Genomic DNA, 17,883 nt, shown 5'->3' with positions numbered 1-17,883 from the left:
AAATGAATGGATTTACAGTACCGCAGATATTCATTAACTTGGTGGTGGCGGCAAAATGGACAATTATCTTGTCTATGATCGCCTTTGTTGTAGGCGGAATTGTTGGTTTTTTATTGATGCTGATGCGGATATCTCCCAACAAGTGGATTAAAGGCTTAAGTCTGATCTATATCGAGTTCTTTCAAGGAACACCATTACTATTACAGCTTTTTCTGGCATTTTTCGGTATGTCGGTGGTTTTTGGGATAAATTTATCGCCACTTGCAGCCGCTACCATTGCTCTGACGGCTTTTACCAGTTCATTTCTAGCAGATATCTGGCGCGGCTCGATAGAAGCTGTTCCTGCAGGACAGTGGGAAGCTGCCTCAGCGTTGGGGTTTGGCTATTCTAAACAGCTAGAGTTAATCGTTCTGCCCCAAGCGCTTAAAATGTCGATCGCACCGACTGTCGGCTTCCTCGTGCAGGTAATTAAAGGGACTTCGCTGGCATCAGTAATTGGGTTCTCTGAGGTATCTCGTGTCGCTTCTGAGATCAATAATGTCACATTGAACTCACTCTTGGTCTTTTCGATAGCTGGTCTAATTTATTTTATTCTTTGCTATCCGCTATCTCTTTGGAGTCAGCGGTTGGAGAAGCAACTCAACTACAAATCATAGAAATATCAACCAGAGGGATATTTGGAGTGTTGCTGATGATGAAAATATTTAAGGAATTGATTCCTAACAAATGGCATCGGGCGATCGCGTTGTTTCTCGCCAGTTTGATTCTGACTGTGAGCATTGCTGCTTGCTCCAGCCCAACTAAGTCCATAACCTCAATGGCTGTGTTTAACCCTTCGGCAGTTGTACCTCCTAAGGGCGATCCAGATAAAACTTTAGACAAAATCATGGCAGCAGGAGCGATCAAAGTAGCAGTTCCCAATGACTTTACGCCGTTTGGATCGATGAGTTTCGATATGCAGCCGCAAGGCTATGACATCGATGTGGCAAACGAGATCGCCAAGGCTTTGGGAGTCAAATCGGAGTTAGTGCCTGTGATCGGCAACTATCGCATTCCGTTTCTTCAGACCGATCGCGTTGATATCGTGATCTCCAGTTTGGGCAAAAATCCAGCTCGCGCCAAAATTATTGACTTTTCCAAGCCCTATGCGCCATTTTTTTCAGGGGTGTATGGCAGTCCAGATATCAAAGCGCCCTCACTCAACGATCTAAAAGGACGATCGCTTGGCGTTGCTCAAGGTTCTTTAGAAGATTTAGAGATTTCCAAGCTATCGCCAGACCAAGCGCCTCTAGTCAAACGATTTTCTAGCAACAGTTTAACTGCATCTGCTTTGATATCAGGTCAAGTAGAACTGATTGCTACTGGGAATGTCGTCGCTGCCAAAGTAATTCGCGATAATCCCAATATCAAAATTGAAAACAAGTTCATCATGAAAAACTCACCCTGCTACGTCGGTGTTCGTAAAGGAGACCTAAAGCTAGTAGCAAAACTTGACAACATTATTGATGACATGAAGCAGTCAGGCAAATTAAATGAACTTTCGTTGAAATGGTTTGGCGAGCCGCTGCCAGATTTGACTCCTCCTCCAGCAACTTAGGTCAACGGCAAATCACCAAAACGAATCCACGATCGATCTCGAATTCCCAAACATATCTCAAGGAAAATATTAAAATGTACGACTCCCAATCTAGCGCCAATATAGCCACCGGGTTAAGCAATCGCTTAGAGCCAATCATCATCGCTAAAAATGTCGAAAAAACCTATAGCAATGGGTTTCATGTACTCAAAGGAATCAGCTTGACTGTAAATAAAGGCGAGGTGGTGGTGTTAATGGGGCCATCGGGCTCTGGCAAATCCACCTTTATTCGTACCTTCAATGCGTTAGAACCATACCAAAAAGGCAGCATTGAGATTGATGGGACGCTGATTTCGCACGATGCTAAAAACATTGAAATGGTGCGGCGCGAGGTGGGGATGGTGTTTCAGCAATTTAACCTGTTTCCTCACCTGACAATTTTGGGCAATGTCACTCTAGCGCCGCTCCACTTGCGCGGAATGTCTAAACCAGAGGCTGACAAGTTGGGCATGGAACTGCTGGAGCGAGTCGGGATTGCTCACCAAGCAAACAAATACCCCGGACAGTTGTCGGGTGGTCAACAGCAACGGGTGGCGATCGCTCGCGCTCTAGCCATGCGTCCTAAAGTGATGCTTTTTGATGAGCCGACTTCAGCCCTTGACCCAGAAATGGTGCAGGAAGTGTTGCAGGTAATGCGAGGTCTGGCGGATAGCGGCATGACGATGGTTTGCGTTACTCATGAAGTAGGCTTTGCCCGTGAAGTCGCCGATCGCATTATCTTCCTAGCTGATGGTGTGCTGGTGGAAGATACTACTCCCGATAAGTTTTTTAACAATCCTTCTAACGAGCGGACAAAGAAATTTCTGTCACAGATTTTACATTAATTATTGATGGAAATGGAGAATTGGTAATTGGGAATTGGGAATTGGAAATTGGTGTAATTAGTGGTAATTAATTGGTAATTGGGAATTGGTAATTTTCCCTAATGACTAATGACTAATGACTAATGACTGATGACTGATGACTGATGATTAATTCAAAAGATACGATCGACCAACCAACTTCCCAGCCACAGCCCGAAACCGGAAGTAGCCACCAACAGGGTAAACGTGTAAAGCCCGCTACCAGTGTGGATCGACCTTTCCCCAGCTACCATCCGCGCCACAACTCCCGCAATAATCCCGATCGCCGCCCAAGCCCCATAAACAGTCTTAGATCCAGCGATGGCCAAGGCTTGCGCGATCGCCCCCGAACCAGCCCCAGCCAAAACCCCCGCCCACGCCCCTATCCCCAGCCCGATCGCACCTCCGAGCCCGACGGGGCCGCCAGAATTCACGCCTACTTCCGCCACCAGCCCGCACGTCAAGCCAACAATCGCCCAACACACCGCCACAACCAACGCCTTGACCCAATTCTCAGAACCAGTTCCAGCCATCAATCCCACCACTGTCGCCACTCCCGCCACGGCCAAAACTACAGCCACGGCCCGAGACTCGGCCTCGGAACTGGCGATCGCCCCCAAACCAGCGCCAACTGCGCCCCAAGCAGCCCCCGTCACCGTTCCTCCCGCCTGAAAACCGGCGATCGACCCCCCCACCGCCCCAGCCAAAACCAACGCCGCCAGCCACACTCTGGGCGTTGCCGAACCCTCGGCTACCAAAATCGCCGCCCACAGCCAATCTGCACCGCAGATTAAAGCCCACATCCACAGCGGGGCGGTTGATACCGTCAAAATCCAACCGGTCAAAGCGTAACTCGCCACGGCGATTGCCAGGGGCCCCCAAGGAAAGCTTGAATAGTTTTGAGATGGCCGCGGTTTTGAGTATTGAGTTGAAAATTCTTTTTTTCTTTTCGACATCAGCTTTGGATAGTTTTGAGATGTCCCTGCTTTCCTCGCCACGCTTCGCCCAACTTGCTTTCTTCCCCGCCACGCTTGGCGATTTTGAGCTGTAAATCGTTTCTTGCTTGAAGAATTCTTTTGAGTTGGAAATTTTTTGGAGGCGGCTTTTGGGCGGGTTTGACTGCGCCCAGAACCAGGCCTGGCGGCTGATTTTCCAGAACGCCTTCTGAGCGGCTTTTCAGGCGCAGGGGGTGGCTGCTGCTGAAACTGTTTGTCGATCGACCTTGATGATTCAGGCTGACTCAGAAACAACACCAACTGCTGGTAAGCTTCATTAATTTCTGTTAATCTTTGGTGAGCTTTTTGTTGCAGGCGATCGTTGTGGGCAAACCGATCGGGATGCCACACAAACGCTAAATCCCTGTAAGCGCGCTTAATTTCTTCTAAGGAAGCTCCAGGCTCAATTTCGAGGATTTCGTAGCATCGATTAATGTCACCCATAAGCTTCGATCGGCTGGTGTTTGTAAATTTGCGTGAAGCGAAGCTATCCCGTAGGGAATCGCACTTAACATCTTGTACTATTCTCAGCCAAGCTGCACAGTCAAGCGATTTGAGGTTTGAGATTTGAGATTTGAGATTTGAGATTGGGACTTACGCATCACAACCTTCAGAAACCGGGTTTTTTACCGTTTCTGCGAGCTGTAACGAAGTATGATGCAAAAAACCCCGTTTCTCACCACCCGTGCGTTTACCGCTGGCGAGTCATAGAAGATAACATCCAAGATTTCTCTCTTTAACTCAGTAGCGGTCTGGTTTTCTTGTTTCGTGGTAATAATGGCTCGATAAGTTCCCACTCTTTATCGGTTAAGCTGCGGGAGTACGACATTTTTTTCTGATCTTAGCTCATCATCAGAGCTCCCAAATGGGTTCTATAAGCTTTACAGCTATTTAGGTGTACCTCACCAAACTGTAAAGTGCTATATACTGGAGAAGAAAAATCGCCCTCAAAGGCAAATGTCAGAATTGTACTATTGAACTAAGAATAAATGGCTCATGCTTCCTTTTGCATCTCGTATTGTAGGCCAAACTTTACTTTTATTGAGTCTGTTAGATATCCCAGGCACAGCAACCTAAGTCTGGATTGGTGCTGGACGAATTACTGATGGTATTGGACAAGGAGGCTCGGTTAAACTGAAACTATAAATTGACGGCAATAATGTCCGATCAATATACAGGTTTCATTTGAATGGTACTATCTATGATGGAACGATTAGTACAAAATTGGCTTATTGGCGGTTGAGACAGTGTTCACAAGATTTGTGTGTAACTTTAAACCGAATCCGACCCAAGCCAACAATTTTATATTGACTGCACCGAACAAATAAATAATAGAAATATCGAATGAACACTATCAAATATCGGCCAGCAATAGGTATTGGCTTAGTAACTGCTTGGAGCTTGTTTTACTGTGCAGTATCTAGCAACTTACCTATGCTCAATAAAATGGAGCTCGACATTCAGGATCATCTAATACGACTGCATAAACCAGGGCTTCTGCCAAATGAAATTCTACTGCTTAAAATCAAGCAGCCTGCCATTTTAGGATATAACTTTCATAACTTATATAAACTGAATAATTTCTATGCAATTTTAGGAAAAAGCTTAATAAACAGTGGTGCAAAACTTGTAGTCATAAATTTGCCTACTCAAATGAGCCAGTACATTGAGCTCGATACAGATACTCAGTTAGAACATCTCTTTCAAGAGTTGATTAGTAAATATTCAAACCAGATTGTTTTGGTGGCTCGTCCAAGTAACTTACCCTCAGAAAATTCCGTCATAAATGATTATCATAATTTACTTCCTTTCGATAATGAAAGTATAAACCCCTCTATTCTCCCAGAGCAGATAGTAAGTTACTTCAGATATGCAGCACATCCACAAAGCTTAGACAGCCCAGCTCGAAAAGCCGAGTTATTTTCCAATTTTAGCTATGAAGATGATCCAGATATTAATATACATCATAAGGTTAAATCTATGGCAACGATGGCCTTAGAAAAATTCTATATGAACTCAGGAAATCTCAAAGGTTTTCAAAATATTAGCAATTTACAAAATCTTTTATCTTTTCAAATGAACTTCTGGGGTTCTGCTGATACATTTCCTAGTATTGATATTCATTTTCAATGTCCTTCCTCTCAGCTAGAGATAGAACACTGTAATCCTTCCTTTGACCCCCAATCTCTTCAGAAGCTCCATGATAAACTTGTATTAATCGATCTTCCCGAAGGGAAAGGATTTGAAACCTATCGAGAACTATCTCCTTTTGGGGAGATGTCTGTTGCAGAAGTAGAAGCTAATCAAATAGCTAGTTTGATGACCCATTCATTTCTGACAAGAATCCCGAATTGGTATGACTACATCATCACAACTTTGGGTCTTGACTTCATAAGCCTATATATACTTAGCCAAAGCAAAAAGCATAAACTTATACCTGTTCATCTGCTGGTTGGCTGGCTTCTTCCGATCTTGGTAGGAAGCTATGTAGCTTTAAGTTTTATATTGTTCTATCAAGGGTTAATTCTTCCATTATCCATCCCAATCTTAGGTTGGGTTGGAACAGGTTCAGGTGTAGCCATTTATTCAATTCTCAGGCAGTCTATCCAACAACAGCAGAAATTAGCTGAGCGACAGGCTGTTCTTTTGCAATCGCGGAAACTCCTCCATCGAGTCGCAACAGACATTCATGATGGCCCACTTCAAGAACTCAAATTGGCTATGGATAGTATTGAGCTTCTAGCCCTCAGTCATCCATCTCCCCTGATTAACTCAATCTTAGATCGATTAGAAGCAGTTGGGCTTGCGCTTCGCAATCAGCTCAGCAGCACACGTACAATTGCAGAAAAGCTAGAGATTACACCAGAGCTGCAATCTGGACTGGATCGGGGGATACACCAATGGCTTCAAAAACTGATTAACTCAAGAGAATTAACCTTGAGTGTCAAAGAACATCTACAACCCCTGCGAGAACCCAAATCTGATAGTGCTTGGATTGATTCCAGAGAGGATATATTTCGCTTTTTTCGAGAAGCGATTGCTAATGTGATTCGTCATGCCCAACCTCCAAACGGATCGGCAACGCAAGTTTCAGTCTCGCTTACTCAAAAAGATCATCAGTGCCGATTAGCGATCGAGAATAATGGAACTAGCCTAACCCCTATCTTATTAGATATTCCTCACAAGAAACGTCGTAGTGGTGGATATGGCACTAAACTGATGAAAACTATTGCCGCTGAGATCCCAAATGGGGCTTGGCAAAGGGTTCCATTAGAAGAAGGTGGGATGCGGGTAACACTTGAATGGACGATGGACACCCCCTAAGATCATAACAAAGGAGGGTATAACTACCCGATTAACCTGCGTTTAATTGCCTCCATGCACACTGCGATTCGGGTATTAGTAAGTTGACCATCAAGCTGATCGACATTCAGTTTTGCTTTGAGACTCTGGACGTAGTTCTGAGCTGTTTTGAGGGATATATGCATCCGATCTGCAATTGCCTGATCTGTAAGGGCTTGGTTGCATAACAAGTCCAGTACCGTTCTATCCTTATCAGTCAATGGCATTTCGTTCATTAAATTACGAGGAATCTTACACTGTCCAGCTAAAGCACTACGACCTCCTTCGAGAAAAGCATTCCGTCTTTCCATTTTATTAACGACAGCAAATCCCCCTTGATGTTCAAATATTTGCTTCAGGACTTGCCTTAAATAACTTGGTTCGCTGGTATAGACGAGAACATTTAACAGAGGGTGATGCTCAAAAATGTGGTTTAGTAGCGCTAAACCTGGCTTGGCTGACTCCTCGCCTGTCAAAGTCCCAAATTGTAAGTCAACTACTACTAAATCTATGTTCTCTTGCTTGAGTTGCTCAATCCCCTCTTCAGGGGTTTCCTGAATAATGCAGGAACACTGAGGCTCTATCATCCTCAAAAATTCACAATTATTTTGACCGACTTCAGGGTGATCCTCAATGACCAGAAAGCGTTGTGTTTGAGAACTCATAGTTTGACCGCCATAACTATTTTATCATTTCTTCAGCACACTCGTTTTAACGACTATTTAGACTGGCTATATAACGTGAGCTGTTACTGATAATGATAATCGTGAGGGAGAGAAAAGGCGAGTGCTACTCGCCTTTTCTCTCCCTCCTCTATTGTGTAAGCCTACAGAGTTACAATTTGGGCTGTATAACCTTTATGCTCTAGTTTTTGAACCTCTTTGTCAGCAGATGCACGATCTCGGAAAGTTCCAGCATTTATCCATTTTTTTTGATTAGGGTGGTGATACTGGACGCGGTATTCAGGGCGATGTTTGGATTCAAGCGCAACTTTTGTTGTTTGCTTCACAGGCTGAGCATTTGCTTGGAGGGGAACAGCAATGCCTAGCCCAAGGGTAGCTAGAGAAATGAGCGTAACCATTAACTTGTTCATGATTCAGACCTGTTTATAAAGTTGATAGTTTTATTCTGTCATTCAATTCTTTCGGTTGATAGGGGAGTAAGCGCAAATAATATTGCGTGTTTACGCAAGTCCGTCTCAGAAGAAGAAAACTCGACCTCCACTCTGGACAAAGCGGCAAATTCTCAATGGAATATTTTCTCCCTCTATTCTGTAAGCCTACAGAGTTACAATTCTGGCTTTATAACCTTTATGCTCTAGTTTTTGAACCTCTTTGTTAGCAGCTACACGAGCTCGGAAAGTTCCAGCATTTATCCATTTTTTTTGATTGGGGCGGTGATACTGGACGCGGTATTCATGGTGACGTTGGGATTCAAGCGCAACTTTTGTTGTTTGCTTCATAGGCTGAGCATTTGCTTGGAGGGGAACAGCAATGCCTAGCCCAAGGGTAGCTAGAGAGATGAGCGTAACCATTAACTTGTTCATGATTCAGACCTGTTTGTAAAGTTGATAGTTTTATTCTGTCATTCAATTCTTTCGGTTGATAGGGGAGTAAGCGCAAATAATATTGCGTGTTTACGCAAGTCCGTTCAGAAAACGACTTAGAAGGAGAGCGATTTATTTCGGGGGAGAGGGGCGGCAATCAGGGGTTTTAAAAATTAATCATCTCAAAGACCTTGTAGAGAACCCTTTTGAGATATTTTAGGCGATCGAGTAAAATCGACGCACAATAGCAAGAATCGTTGCAATTGGTCTGACTAACCCAGATATCTACTCCATACTCCACTGTTTTTTGGCATTACAAGAGTTGGTGCAAAGATGAGCTACTTCAAAACATCAGACATCCTTCTGCTATAGCTACAATGAGAAAATACTTTCGTGCGATCGGGATCTGTGTCTGTGTCGGAAAATCAAGCACCCACCTTCATCCTAGTTGACGGTCACTCTCTGGCCTTTCGCTCCTACTTCGCCTTCGCCAAAAGTCGAGACGGAGGCTTGCGAACTACGACGGGCATTCCCACCAGCGTCTGCTTTGGCTTTCTCAAGTCGCTGCTGGAAGTTATGGCCGCCCACGATCCCCAGTACATGGCGATCGCCTTTGACCTCGCGACGCCCACTTTTCGCCACGAAGCCGACGAAACTTACAAAGCCGGTCGTGCGGAAACTCCCGAAGATTTTATCCCAGATATCAAAAACCTGCAAGAACTCCTCAGCTATTTGAATTTACCAGCCATTACTGCTCCCGGCTTTGAGGCAGACGATGTTTTGGGAACTTTGGCAAACAAAGCCAGCGCGGCCGGTTATCAGGTCAAAATCCTCACGGGCGATCGAGATTTGTTTCAATTAGTAGAAACCGAAAAACAAATTAGCGTATTGTATTTGAGTACGGATGAACTCAGGCGATCGGGCAAAGGAAAATCCCAAGAATACGGCCCGGAAGAAGTCAAAGCCAAACTCGGCATTGTGCCAGAACAAGTAGTAGATTACAAAGCTCTCTGCGGCGACAAATCTGACAACATCCCCGGAGTCAAAGGCATCGGCGACAAAACCGCCCTGCAATTGCTGGAAGCTTACAATTCCCTCGACGGAATTTATGCAGCCATCGACGAGATTAAAGGAGCAACTAAGAAAAAGCTAGAAGAAGGCAAAGAAGCTGCTTACCATTCTCAACGCATGGCGACCATTGTCCAAGACGTTCCCTTAGAAATCAACTTAGAAGATTGCCAGCTCAAAGGTTTTGATGAATCCGCCTTGATTCCGATGCTGGAAAAATTAGAATTTAAAACATTTTTAGGGAAAGTAAAGCAAATTCAAAAACGGTTCGGCGGTGTAGAGCAACCATTGGAAAAGGGCGGGGAAGATGCCCACCCCACAATCAATTCAATGGAGAGTGGAACAGGCATCTTGCCTGTTGCTTTGGGCGGGGAAGATGCCCACCCCACAATCAATTCAATGGAGAGTGGAACAGGCATCTTGCCTGTTGCTTTGGGCGGGGAAGATGCCCGCCCCACAATAGATAAGTCACCTCCAACTTCTGAAAGTTCAGAAGACGAAGACGATGACTTGTGGTTTTTTAGTCCCGCAGAAACTAAAGCGGCTCAGCAGGAAAACAAACTGCCAATTCAACCCAGAATAATTCAAACAACCGAACAGTTAAACGAATTAGTCCAACTGCTGCAAACCTGCACCGACAAAGCCTCGCCCGTGGCGTGGGATACCGAAACCACCGCGATCGAACCGCGAGACGCCGAATTAGTCGGAATTGGCTGCTGTTGGGGAACCGGCAAAGAGGATCTCGCTTACATTCCCACGGGACACAAAACGGGCAAAAACTTGGACAAAGCCACAGTTTTAAATGCTTTGCGTCCGATTTTGGAAAGCGAGAATTATCCCAAGGCGCTGCAAAATGCTAAGTTCGATCGATCGATCCTGCGCTGTCAGGGAATCAAACTAGCCGGAGTCGTCTTCGACACCATGCTAGCCAGTTACGTACTCAACCCAGAAACTAGCCACAGTCTCAGCGAATTGTCAAGGAAATACTTAGGCATTGTCGCCAAAAGTTACAATGAATTAGTGCCGAAAAACAAAACAATTGCTGACATCAGTATTCCGGCGGTAGCCGACTACTGCGGCATGGATGTTTACACCACATTTGGGTTAGTAAATAAACTTAGAGCAGAATTGGATAAAGCTGATGAAGCTAACTTTCCGGGAAAGTCTTTACACCAGTTGCTGCTGGAAGTAGAACAGCCCCTAGAACCAGTTTTAGCAGAAATGGAATACTGCGGAATTCGCATTGATTCAGCTTACCTGCAAGAACTGTCACAACAGCTAGAAAAGAGCTTAAAAGAAATAGAAGAAAAGACTTATCAAGCAGCGGGGAGAAAGTTTAATTTAGGTTCCCCAAAACAACTCAGCGAAATATTGTTAGAAAAAATCCCGGATGAGTTTCAGAAAAAGTCTCGCAAAACAAAGACGGGATACTCTACAGACGCCGCCGTCTTAGATAAATTGCAAGGAGACCACCCGATTGTAGACGATTTATTAGAACACCGAACATTATCCAAGTTGAAATCAACTTATGTCGATGCTTTGCCGCAGTTAGTACGTGCGGATACCGGGCGAGTGCATACAGATTTCAACCAAACTGCAACGGGTACGGGAAGGCTTTCTTCTTCCAATCCAAATTTACAAAATATTCCCATCCGCACCGAGTTTTCGCGGCAAATTCGCAAGGCTTTTTTGCCGGAAGCAGGTTGGGTGATGGTGTCGGCTGACTATTCTCAAATTGAACTGCGAATTTTGGCTCACTTGAGTCAAGAACCTGTGTTAATTGAAGCTTACCAAAATAACCGAGATGTGCATACCGTGACGGCTCAACTGCTGTTTGAAAAGGAGGAAGTAACGCCGGACGAAAGACGGTTTGGCAAGACGATTAATTTTGGGGTAATTTACGGTATGGGGGCGATTAAATTTGGGCGCTCGATGGGCAAAACTTCAGCAGACGGTAAAAAATTTATTGAACGATTTAACCAGCGTTACAGTAAAGTATTTGAATATTTGGAGAAAGTAAAAAAAGAGGCGATCGCCCTCGGATACGTTACCACAATACTCGGCCGCCGCCGCTACTTGAACTTCGAGAGCGAAAGCATCCGCGACTTAAAAGGCCGCAATCCCCAAGACATTCACTCCGATAGACTTAAATCTCTCAGCAGAGATGATGCCCAATCTTTGCGGGCGGCAGCCAACGCTCCCATTCAAGGCTCTAGTGCTGATATCATTAAACTTGCCATGATTGAGGTACACAAAATTTTGCAAAACTATCAGGCGCGGCTGCTGCTGCAAGTTCACGATGAATTAATCTTTGAAGTCCCTCCCGATGAATGGGAAGAATTGCAGCCGAAAATTAGAACTGCGATGGAAAATGCTCTGCCACTTAGCGTACCGCTGATAGTTGACATCCACGCCGGGCAAAATTGGATGGAAACTAAATAGACAGCAGCAACCGCACTTTTGGGATAAAAAACAAGATGATGACAGCCGAAACACAAACTTTGTGGCAGCAGTTAAACGATTTAAAAAAACGCGCCACCGATTTAAACTTGCGCTTTTCTCAAGCAGCTCAAAAACTGCAACACAGCGGCACTCCTTTATCCGAAAGCTTGGTTGAAGAATTAGCCGTCTACCGCCAAGATTTTGACAAGCTATGTGCCAAAACTCAGCAATTGCCAAGCCCGCAAGCCGCACCTGCGGAGATTGTTTCTTTACAAGATATCGAAAGATTGCTTCTAAAAGCAGAAGTAGCAAAAATTCCCACTTGGCATCACTGCATTGACCTCGGTTGCGGAGTCATCACTCCCGGTGGCGGTAAAACCTCTTCTCCCCAAACCGAAGAAAAAATTGGACTTCCCGAAAGTTTAGCAGGAATGACTGTTTTAGATGTCGGTGCTTGGGATGGATTTTACTCTTTTGCCGCAGAAAGGCGCGGGGCTAAGCGCGTTTTGGCTACAGATTCCTTTGTTTGGCAATCCCCCGATGTTGGCAAAGGAGGATTTGAGTTGGCGCGCACAGTGCTCAAGTCTCAAGTTGAAGATATGGAGATAGACGTGCTCGACCTTTCGCCCGAGAAAGTAGGGGTTTTTGATTTGGTTTTGTTCTTGGGAGTGCTTTACCACATGAGGCATCCCCTGCTGGCTCTCGATCGAGTTTTCAGCGTCACCGGCAAGCAGTTAATATTAGAAACTCACGTCGATATGCTTGATTGTCAAAGACCGGCAGCGGCGTTTTACTGTGGCGGCGAACTGAATAATGACCCGACGAATTGGTTCGGGCCAAATGCTCTGGCGGTGAAAGGGATGCTGGAAAGTGCAGGATTCCGCGACATCAAAGCTGTTAATATTTCCCAAGCTAGCGGTACCTGCGCCCGGATGGTTTTTCACGCTTGGCGTTAGGGAAAGACTGAAAATGCGATCGGTTAATTAAACTCACCACATAAATGTAAACTAAGAGACACACCGAACTATGAGCCAAACTAAAATCGCGATTTTCTCACAAATAAAAACCTTGAGCGCAGTTGCTATGCTGTTGTTAACCTTCGGGTGTCAACCAAAGTTAGCGCCCAACAACTATCCTGTAAAGCGAGTCAGCGACGGCGACACCCTTGTCGCCAGCGATAGCGCGGGGAAAGATATCAAAGTGCGTTTTGCCTGTGTAGATGCACCGGAAGTGGCGCACACCAATGCTGAGAAAAATAGCAAAGCAGCAGCAAAAAAAAATCAATTTAAGTGGGGAAACCTAGCGCACCAAAGAATGCAGCAGCTTGTCAAACAAGGGGGCGGTCGCATTGTTTTGACCGTCACCGATACTGACCGCTACGGCCGCAAAGTTAGCGAAGTTCGCTTGCCAAACGGCACCTTTGCCCAAGAAGTTTTGATCCGCGAAGGATTAGCAATGGTTTACCGTCCTTACTTGAAAAACTGTCCGAGTGCAAGTCTTCTGGAACAAGCCGAAGCCGAAGCTAAGAAAAATCGCCGTGGCGTTTGGGGAGATTCTAAGTTTGTTCCCGCGTGGAAATTTCGGAACAGTGATACATGATGAAAAGAAGGAAGAAGCCCGATGCAAGCCGGAAGAAGCAGGAGGGTAAAAGTCCGAACTAACTCTTGCCTTCGGAGTTTTTTTCGTCTAGTACAGCCACAAGTTTCAACCTATTTGTATATGGACAGGGACAGGATTATGTTATTGACATGGAACCTGCGAACCTATATCAGAGATTTACAGTCTTGGGCTCACTCAGGTCTTGTTAAACCCGGTCTATACTATAAATCTTAGGTTTAGCTGCTCCGCATCCGCTGAGAAACTGGTTGCTCAGCGGATGCGGAGCGTCCTAATTTAGTACAATAGAAGAAGGACGAGGTTCTGCTCGTACCGCCCGCAATCTGTGGAGTTTCGGCGATACCTGACGCCAGATACATCTAAAACCAGACATGAGTTCGATCGCACTTTGATCGGAGCTTTTTTTTTGAAAAGTCAACAAATGTGATAGGCTCCAGATAAATCAATATACTGCTGACAAAAGCGGTCTATTGCAATCACCCAAAAATTAACTTTACCGGACATCAATGAATATCAAACATCTGGTTATTTCCGGCATGGCCCTGCTCCTCGGTACTGCAATCGTAGGAAATGCTATTGCTCAAGAACTGACCGACGACCAAAAAACGGTTGTTTGTCGCTTGAAAACAGAAGTTGACCAGCGGAAAAGCAACGGTCAAAAATTAGTATTTGTGCCGTTGCTGGGTCAAGTTCGCAAGCAAGTTTCATCTCCTTTTAGAGCCACGCTGCATCCTAATGTGGAGTATGTTTTTGTTGCCACTTGCGACGGAAATTGCCAGGATTTAAACTTATCTCTCAAGGATGCCAGCGGTCAGGAAATAGCTGCGAGTCAAAAGACAGGCGAACTGGCGTCAATCTCTTTTACTCCCCCATCCCAAGGCGAATATCAAATCAGTGCTAAACCGGGCGAATGCACGAAGGCAGAGGGTTGCAGTTACGGCCTGGGAATCTTCGTTCCTGCCTCTGCAAACGTACCTAATGCTTCAAGAATTCCTGCTGATATAGCACAATTTCGACTTTGCCAGTAGAGGAACAGCGATAGAGTTGTGGGTTGCGAGTAGAGTAGAGTTTTGAATCAGAAATCTAACTCATAACTTGCAACTTATAACTCGTCACTTATCTCGCAACCGCGCCCGACGGTGAGGACGTTCTTAATTAATGAAACCTTGCCTTTGACTGTTTCTTCCTTCTTGCTTCGGCTATAATTTGTTGGGCATAACTCCTCCAAACTGTCAAGCCGATCGAGCCGTGGAACCCTGCAAAGACCCCATAACTGCCGAAATCGGGCCCGAAACCAGAACTTTATTTACCCTCACGCAGGCATCAATTAGAATATAGATGGTGCCTCTCAAAGGTGACGAGTACATTGCCCATGTCTTTAACCTTAGCCTTGAAAAATCAACTGCAGAACCTTCCTCAATTAGGGTTAAAAAGTCTGTTGGGCCGCTTGGGCATCAGGCAGAAAATCGGCTGCGGATACGCCTTGGTCATTGGTATTGCCGTTTTGGGTGCTGTGGCCGGACGGGGAGTAGAATCCTATCACAAACAGCAAGTTAGAGAAAAACTCGCGATCGACCGAGATAAAGCGGAAATCCTGACAAACCTCAATAACACGGTGCAGGAAGTCAGAATTCACCAGCAAGAGCTCGCGAGTCTGACGGCAAAACCGCAAATTTTCGATCGCGAACGCTCGGAATTCCTGACCCGCGTCGCCCAGATGAGCGGACAGCTCGAACAACTTCAAACCCAGTCGCCGACTTCAAATTCCGCAGTTGCCCAAGATTACCAACTGCTTCAAGAATTCAGTCAAGTCAACGGCAAAACAGTAGAAGCTTACTTCCAACAAGTACAGAATCTGTTGGGGAGTACAAAATTATCTGGTTTGAACCCGAAACAGCGACTAGGTTTTCAGCGGAACTTAAACAATTTTGTCACTAGCGAAACCGCTTTGAAACTCGAGCAGTTTTCCCTGGATTCAGCCCTACTGACCACCAACTTTCGCGAGAAAGCAGATCAGGCATTTAGAACCTACGAGGAAGCAGAACAACTTGGAACTCTGATTCTGGTGTGCTCTCTAGCAGTATCCGCCGGTATCGCAGCCTTACTTGCACGATACACCAGCGCGGCGATCGCCCGCCCCTTAGAAGCCACCACCCTCATCGCCCAGCGAGTTACCGAAGAATCAAACTTTGATTTGCAAGTACCCGTCACTACTTCCGACGAAGTGGGAAGGCTAGCAATTTCGCTCAACGAACTCATACAGCGGGTAGCAGAATATACAGAAGACTTGCACGAAGCAAAAGTAGCAGCCGAAGCTGCCAACCGCTCCAAAAGTGCATTTCTCGCCAACATGAGCCACGAACTCCGTACACCCCTCAATGCCATCATTAACTACAGCGAAATGCTGCAAGAAGATGCTCAAGATTCCGGTTCCGAAGATTTTCTCCCCGACTTAGAAAAAATTCAAACAGCAGGCAAACACCTGCTCGACATGATCAGCGACATCCTCGACATTTCCAAAATAGAAGCCGGTCACGTCACCCTTTATTTAGAAAACTTCGACGTGGCGACCATGATTGAAGAAGTGATGACTACGGCTCAACCGCTAGTAGAGAAAAAAGGCAATGCTTTAGCACTGAAAACCAAAGGCGAACTCGGCACAATGTACGCCGACCAACCGAAAGTGCGGCAAATTCTTCTCAACTTGCTCAGCAACGCTGCCAAATTTACCGAGAAAGGGGTCATTACTATCGGCGTCGAAAGAATTATAATTGAAAAATCAAGATCGGCGAAACAAAATAAAAATAATGATTTTTACTCAGGTTCAAACTACAATTCTCAAGTTTTAATGTTTCGAGTCAGCGACACCGGCATCGGCATGACGGACGAACAATTGGAGCAGATATTCAAACCTTTTACCCAAGCTGATGCCTCGACTACCCGCAAATACGGAGGGACGGGTTTGGGACTGACAATTAGCCAGCGTTTGTGTCAAATTCTCGGCGGCGAAATTAGCGTCGAAAGCCAGGACGGCAAAGGTTCAACTTTTATTGTCAGTCTCCCGGAACGGGTGGTGATGCAGGCATGAGGATATGAGTGAAATCAGAGTGAAATTATATCGGGCGATCGTACAATCATAAATCAGTAAAATAGAAAGTGGAAAATGGAAAATGACTAACGGTCGTTCCGAACCCAATCCAGAAGACAACACCTCTAGGCACGCCGTAACTGAGCGCTGGCGGTGTAGGAAGATGCAGGAGAAGTACGGCTGGAAGTTGCTAGGAATAGAAAGAACCGGAGACGACACCCTCAAGTACAATTGCGTATTTGAAGGCGAAACTCAGTTTCCCGACTATATGGACGACAAGGAGGAATAAGCAATGGGCAAGTACATCGTTTTTAGAGCTGATTTGACTGAAGAAGAAGGTGCAGAAAACAGACTGCTAGCGCATACGGGAATGCTCACGGACATTCTTGCCGAACACTTCGACTCTTCTAACCGACCAATTCCTCAACCGGGGTATAGATTTCCCGAATTTCACCGGATAGAAAAGTTTGCCGATCCAAAATTTCCCGCTGCGAGTACGCACAGCCGAGTAGGAGACTGGGAAGTCGTCAGAGTTCAGACTTACTCGGAAGATTTACCTAGCAGTGATTTTGAGACAATTGTTGTGTGTTATTGCAGGTTCGCACCTGTAAATACTCCCCTCGAACCCATGTCGCCGATTCAAGTAGCCCCGATGTTGCAGGAAACACAGGTTTAAGAGGCATTTTGTCAAGGTCGATCGCCAACAATTCTATGTAGTGGTTGATTTGGCAATCCACGAAGAAGCTCGGTTTCTGGCCTAGTCGTGCGTAAGTCCTGGTATTGTAAAGTTGTGCTACAGTTCCTTACAGTTGGTAGTCAACATCGTCTTATTACAAAGAAGCATCAGTTAGCATTCTGTCGTGTAGAATCACAAAAGATAGTGCATCTAACAACATCAAATACTTCATAGATATCGCTTCGTTTTCAAAACCAGTAAAAACTCCATGTACAACGCCGTGGCGATTAATTGAAGATGTTGAATCGGAAATGGTCGAAGTATTTTTCCAGAAAGAACCGTCTTCAAGATAATCAAATATCGAATCAAGGATGTCCCTAGAAAAACAAATTACTTTTCTTGAAAGGACAATACTCCTAAGCTTTCTCACACAATCAATGTATCCATTTGGTGGATTATTACCACAAAGACGTAAGTAGGGCTTGCTGAATAATTGATCGCACTTGAACCGCAGTGGGCGAAGAACAGGCGCGATCGGGAATAAAATGCAAGATAAACAGGTAAAATAGGTCAGCGCGACCTGAACTGGTCGTTTAGTACGGGAAGCCGACTTCCCTGGAGGATTCACACC

The 17,883-nt window shown here is 45.4% G+C and carries 16 protein-coding genes; 11 read left to right on the top strand and 5 right to left on the bottom strand.

Annotated features, from left to right (window positions below; genetic code table 11):
* Positions 1-2: 2 nt before the first annotated feature.
* The 3 genes from QUA54_RS16910 (at position 3) to QUA54_RS16900 (ending at position 2,460) form a co-directional block, all read left to right on the top strand.
* Positions 3-656, top strand: coding sequence for an amino acid ABC transporter permease (locus tag QUA54_RS16910; RefSeq protein ID WP_333415534.1), 654 nt, complete (start codon positions 3-5; stop codon positions 654-656).
* Positions 596-1,597: a transporter substrate-binding domain-containing protein gene (locus QUA54_RS16905; protein WP_246276762.1), complete on the top strand. Its 1,002-nt coding sequence runs from the start codon at positions 596-598 to the stop codon at positions 1,595-1,597. The genes QUA54_RS16910 and QUA54_RS16905 overlap by 61 nt, the downstream gene beginning before the upstream one ends.
* 74 nt (positions 1,598-1,671) lie before the next feature.
* Positions 1,672-2,460, top strand: coding sequence for an amino acid ABC transporter ATP-binding protein (locus tag QUA54_RS16900; RefSeq protein ID WP_333415533.1), 789 nt, complete (start codon positions 1,672-1,674; stop codon positions 2,458-2,460).
* A 152-nt stretch (positions 2,461-2,612) separates the two neighbouring features.
* Here the strand turns inward: QUA54_RS16900 and QUA54_RS16895 are convergent, their stop codons facing one another.
* Positions 2,613-3,917 carry a DnaJ domain-containing protein gene (locus tag QUA54_RS16895; protein ID WP_333415532.1) on the bottom strand — a complete coding sequence of 435 codons (1,305 nt, stop codon included), beginning with the start codon at positions 3,915-3,917 and terminating at the stop codon, positions 2,613-2,615.
* A 900-nt stretch (positions 3,918-4,817) separates the two neighbouring features.
* Here QUA54_RS16895 and QUA54_RS16890 point away from each other — a divergent pair.
* Positions 4,818-6,797, top strand: coding sequence for an ATP-binding protein (locus QUA54_RS16890; RefSeq protein WP_333415531.1), 1,980 nt, complete (start codon positions 4,818-4,820; stop codon positions 6,795-6,797).
* Positions 6,798-6,820: 23 nt separating this feature from the next.
* Here QUA54_RS16890 and QUA54_RS16885 read toward each other — a convergent pair whose 3' ends face one another.
* From QUA54_RS16885 to QUA54_RS16875, 3 genes are all read right to left on the bottom strand, one after another.
* Positions 6,821-7,480 (bottom strand): response regulator transcription factor, encoded by a 660-nt coding sequence (locus QUA54_RS16885; protein WP_015177453.1) that lies wholly within the window; start codon positions 7,478-7,480, stop codon positions 6,821-6,823.
* 161 nt (positions 7,481-7,641) lie between these two features.
* Complete coding sequence (locus QUA54_RS16880; RefSeq protein WP_333415530.1) at positions 7,642-7,908, bottom strand: SPOR domain-containing protein; 267 nt, start codon at positions 7,906-7,908, stop codon at positions 7,642-7,644.
* 186 nt (positions 7,909-8,094) lie between these two features.
* On the bottom strand, positions 8,095-8,361 hold the full coding sequence (locus QUA54_RS16875; protein ID WP_333415529.1) for a hypothetical protein: 267 nt from the start codon (positions 8,359-8,361) through the stop codon (positions 8,095-8,097).
* 393 nt (positions 8,362-8,754) lie between these two features.
* On the opposite strand from QUA54_RS16875, the gene polA reads away from it, so the two are divergent.
* The 7 genes from polA (at position 8,755) to QUA54_RS16840 (ending at position 17,252) form a co-directional block, all read left to right on the top strand.
* Positions 8,755-11,871, top strand: coding sequence for a DNA polymerase I (gene polA / locus QUA54_RS16870; protein WP_333415528.1), 3,117 nt, complete (start codon positions 8,755-8,757; stop codon positions 11,869-11,871).
* A 35-nt stretch (positions 11,872-11,906) separates the two neighbouring features.
* The gene (locus QUA54_RS16865) at positions 11,907-12,827 is read left to right on the top strand and encodes a DUF1698 domain-containing protein (RefSeq protein WP_333415527.1); all 921 of its coding nucleotides are present in this window, start codon (positions 11,907-11,909) and stop codon (positions 12,825-12,827) included.
* A gap of 70 nt (positions 12,828-12,897) precedes the next feature.
* Positions 12,898-13,470 carry a thermonuclease family protein gene (locus QUA54_RS16860; RefSeq protein WP_333415526.1) on the top strand — a complete coding sequence of 191 codons (573 nt, stop codon included), beginning with the start codon at positions 12,898-12,900 and terminating at the stop codon, positions 13,468-13,470.
* Between the two features lie 524 nt (positions 13,471-13,994).
* Positions 13,995-14,516, top strand: coding sequence for a hypothetical protein (locus QUA54_RS16855; RefSeq protein WP_172187752.1), 522 nt, complete (start codon positions 13,995-13,997; stop codon positions 14,514-14,516).
* A 344-nt stretch (positions 14,517-14,860) separates the two neighbouring features.
* The gene (locus tag QUA54_RS16850) at positions 14,861-16,576 is read left to right on the top strand and encodes an ATP-binding protein (RefSeq protein ID WP_333415525.1); all 1,716 of its coding nucleotides are present in this window, start codon (positions 14,861-14,863) and stop codon (positions 16,574-16,576) included.
* Positions 16,577-16,658: 82 nt separating this feature from the next.
* A complete protein-coding gene (locus tag QUA54_RS16845; protein ID WP_333261877.1) occupies positions 16,659-16,865 on the top strand; it encodes a hypothetical protein in 207 nt (68 codons plus the stop codon).
* A gap of 3 nt (positions 16,866-16,868) precedes the next feature.
* The gene (locus tag QUA54_RS16840) at positions 16,869-17,252 is read left to right on the top strand and encodes a hypothetical protein (protein ID WP_333415524.1); all 384 of its coding nucleotides are present in this window, start codon (positions 16,869-16,871) and stop codon (positions 17,250-17,252) included.
* A 154-nt stretch (positions 17,253-17,406) separates the two neighbouring features.
* On the opposite strand, the gene QUA54_RS16835 is transcribed toward QUA54_RS16840, so the two are convergent.
* A partial coding sequence (locus tag QUA54_RS16835; protein ID WP_333415523.1) for a hypothetical protein occupies positions 17,407-17,883 on the bottom strand: 477 nt, incomplete at its 5' end.

It is taken from the genome of Microcoleus sp. MOSTC5 (assembly GCF_036701825.1).
Lineage (GTDB): Bacteria > Cyanobacteriota > Cyanobacteriia > Cyanobacteriales > Microcoleaceae > Microcoleus > Microcoleus asticus.
Note: the sequence above shows the minus strand (reverse complement) of the source record. Positions and strands in the feature narration are given on the sequence as shown.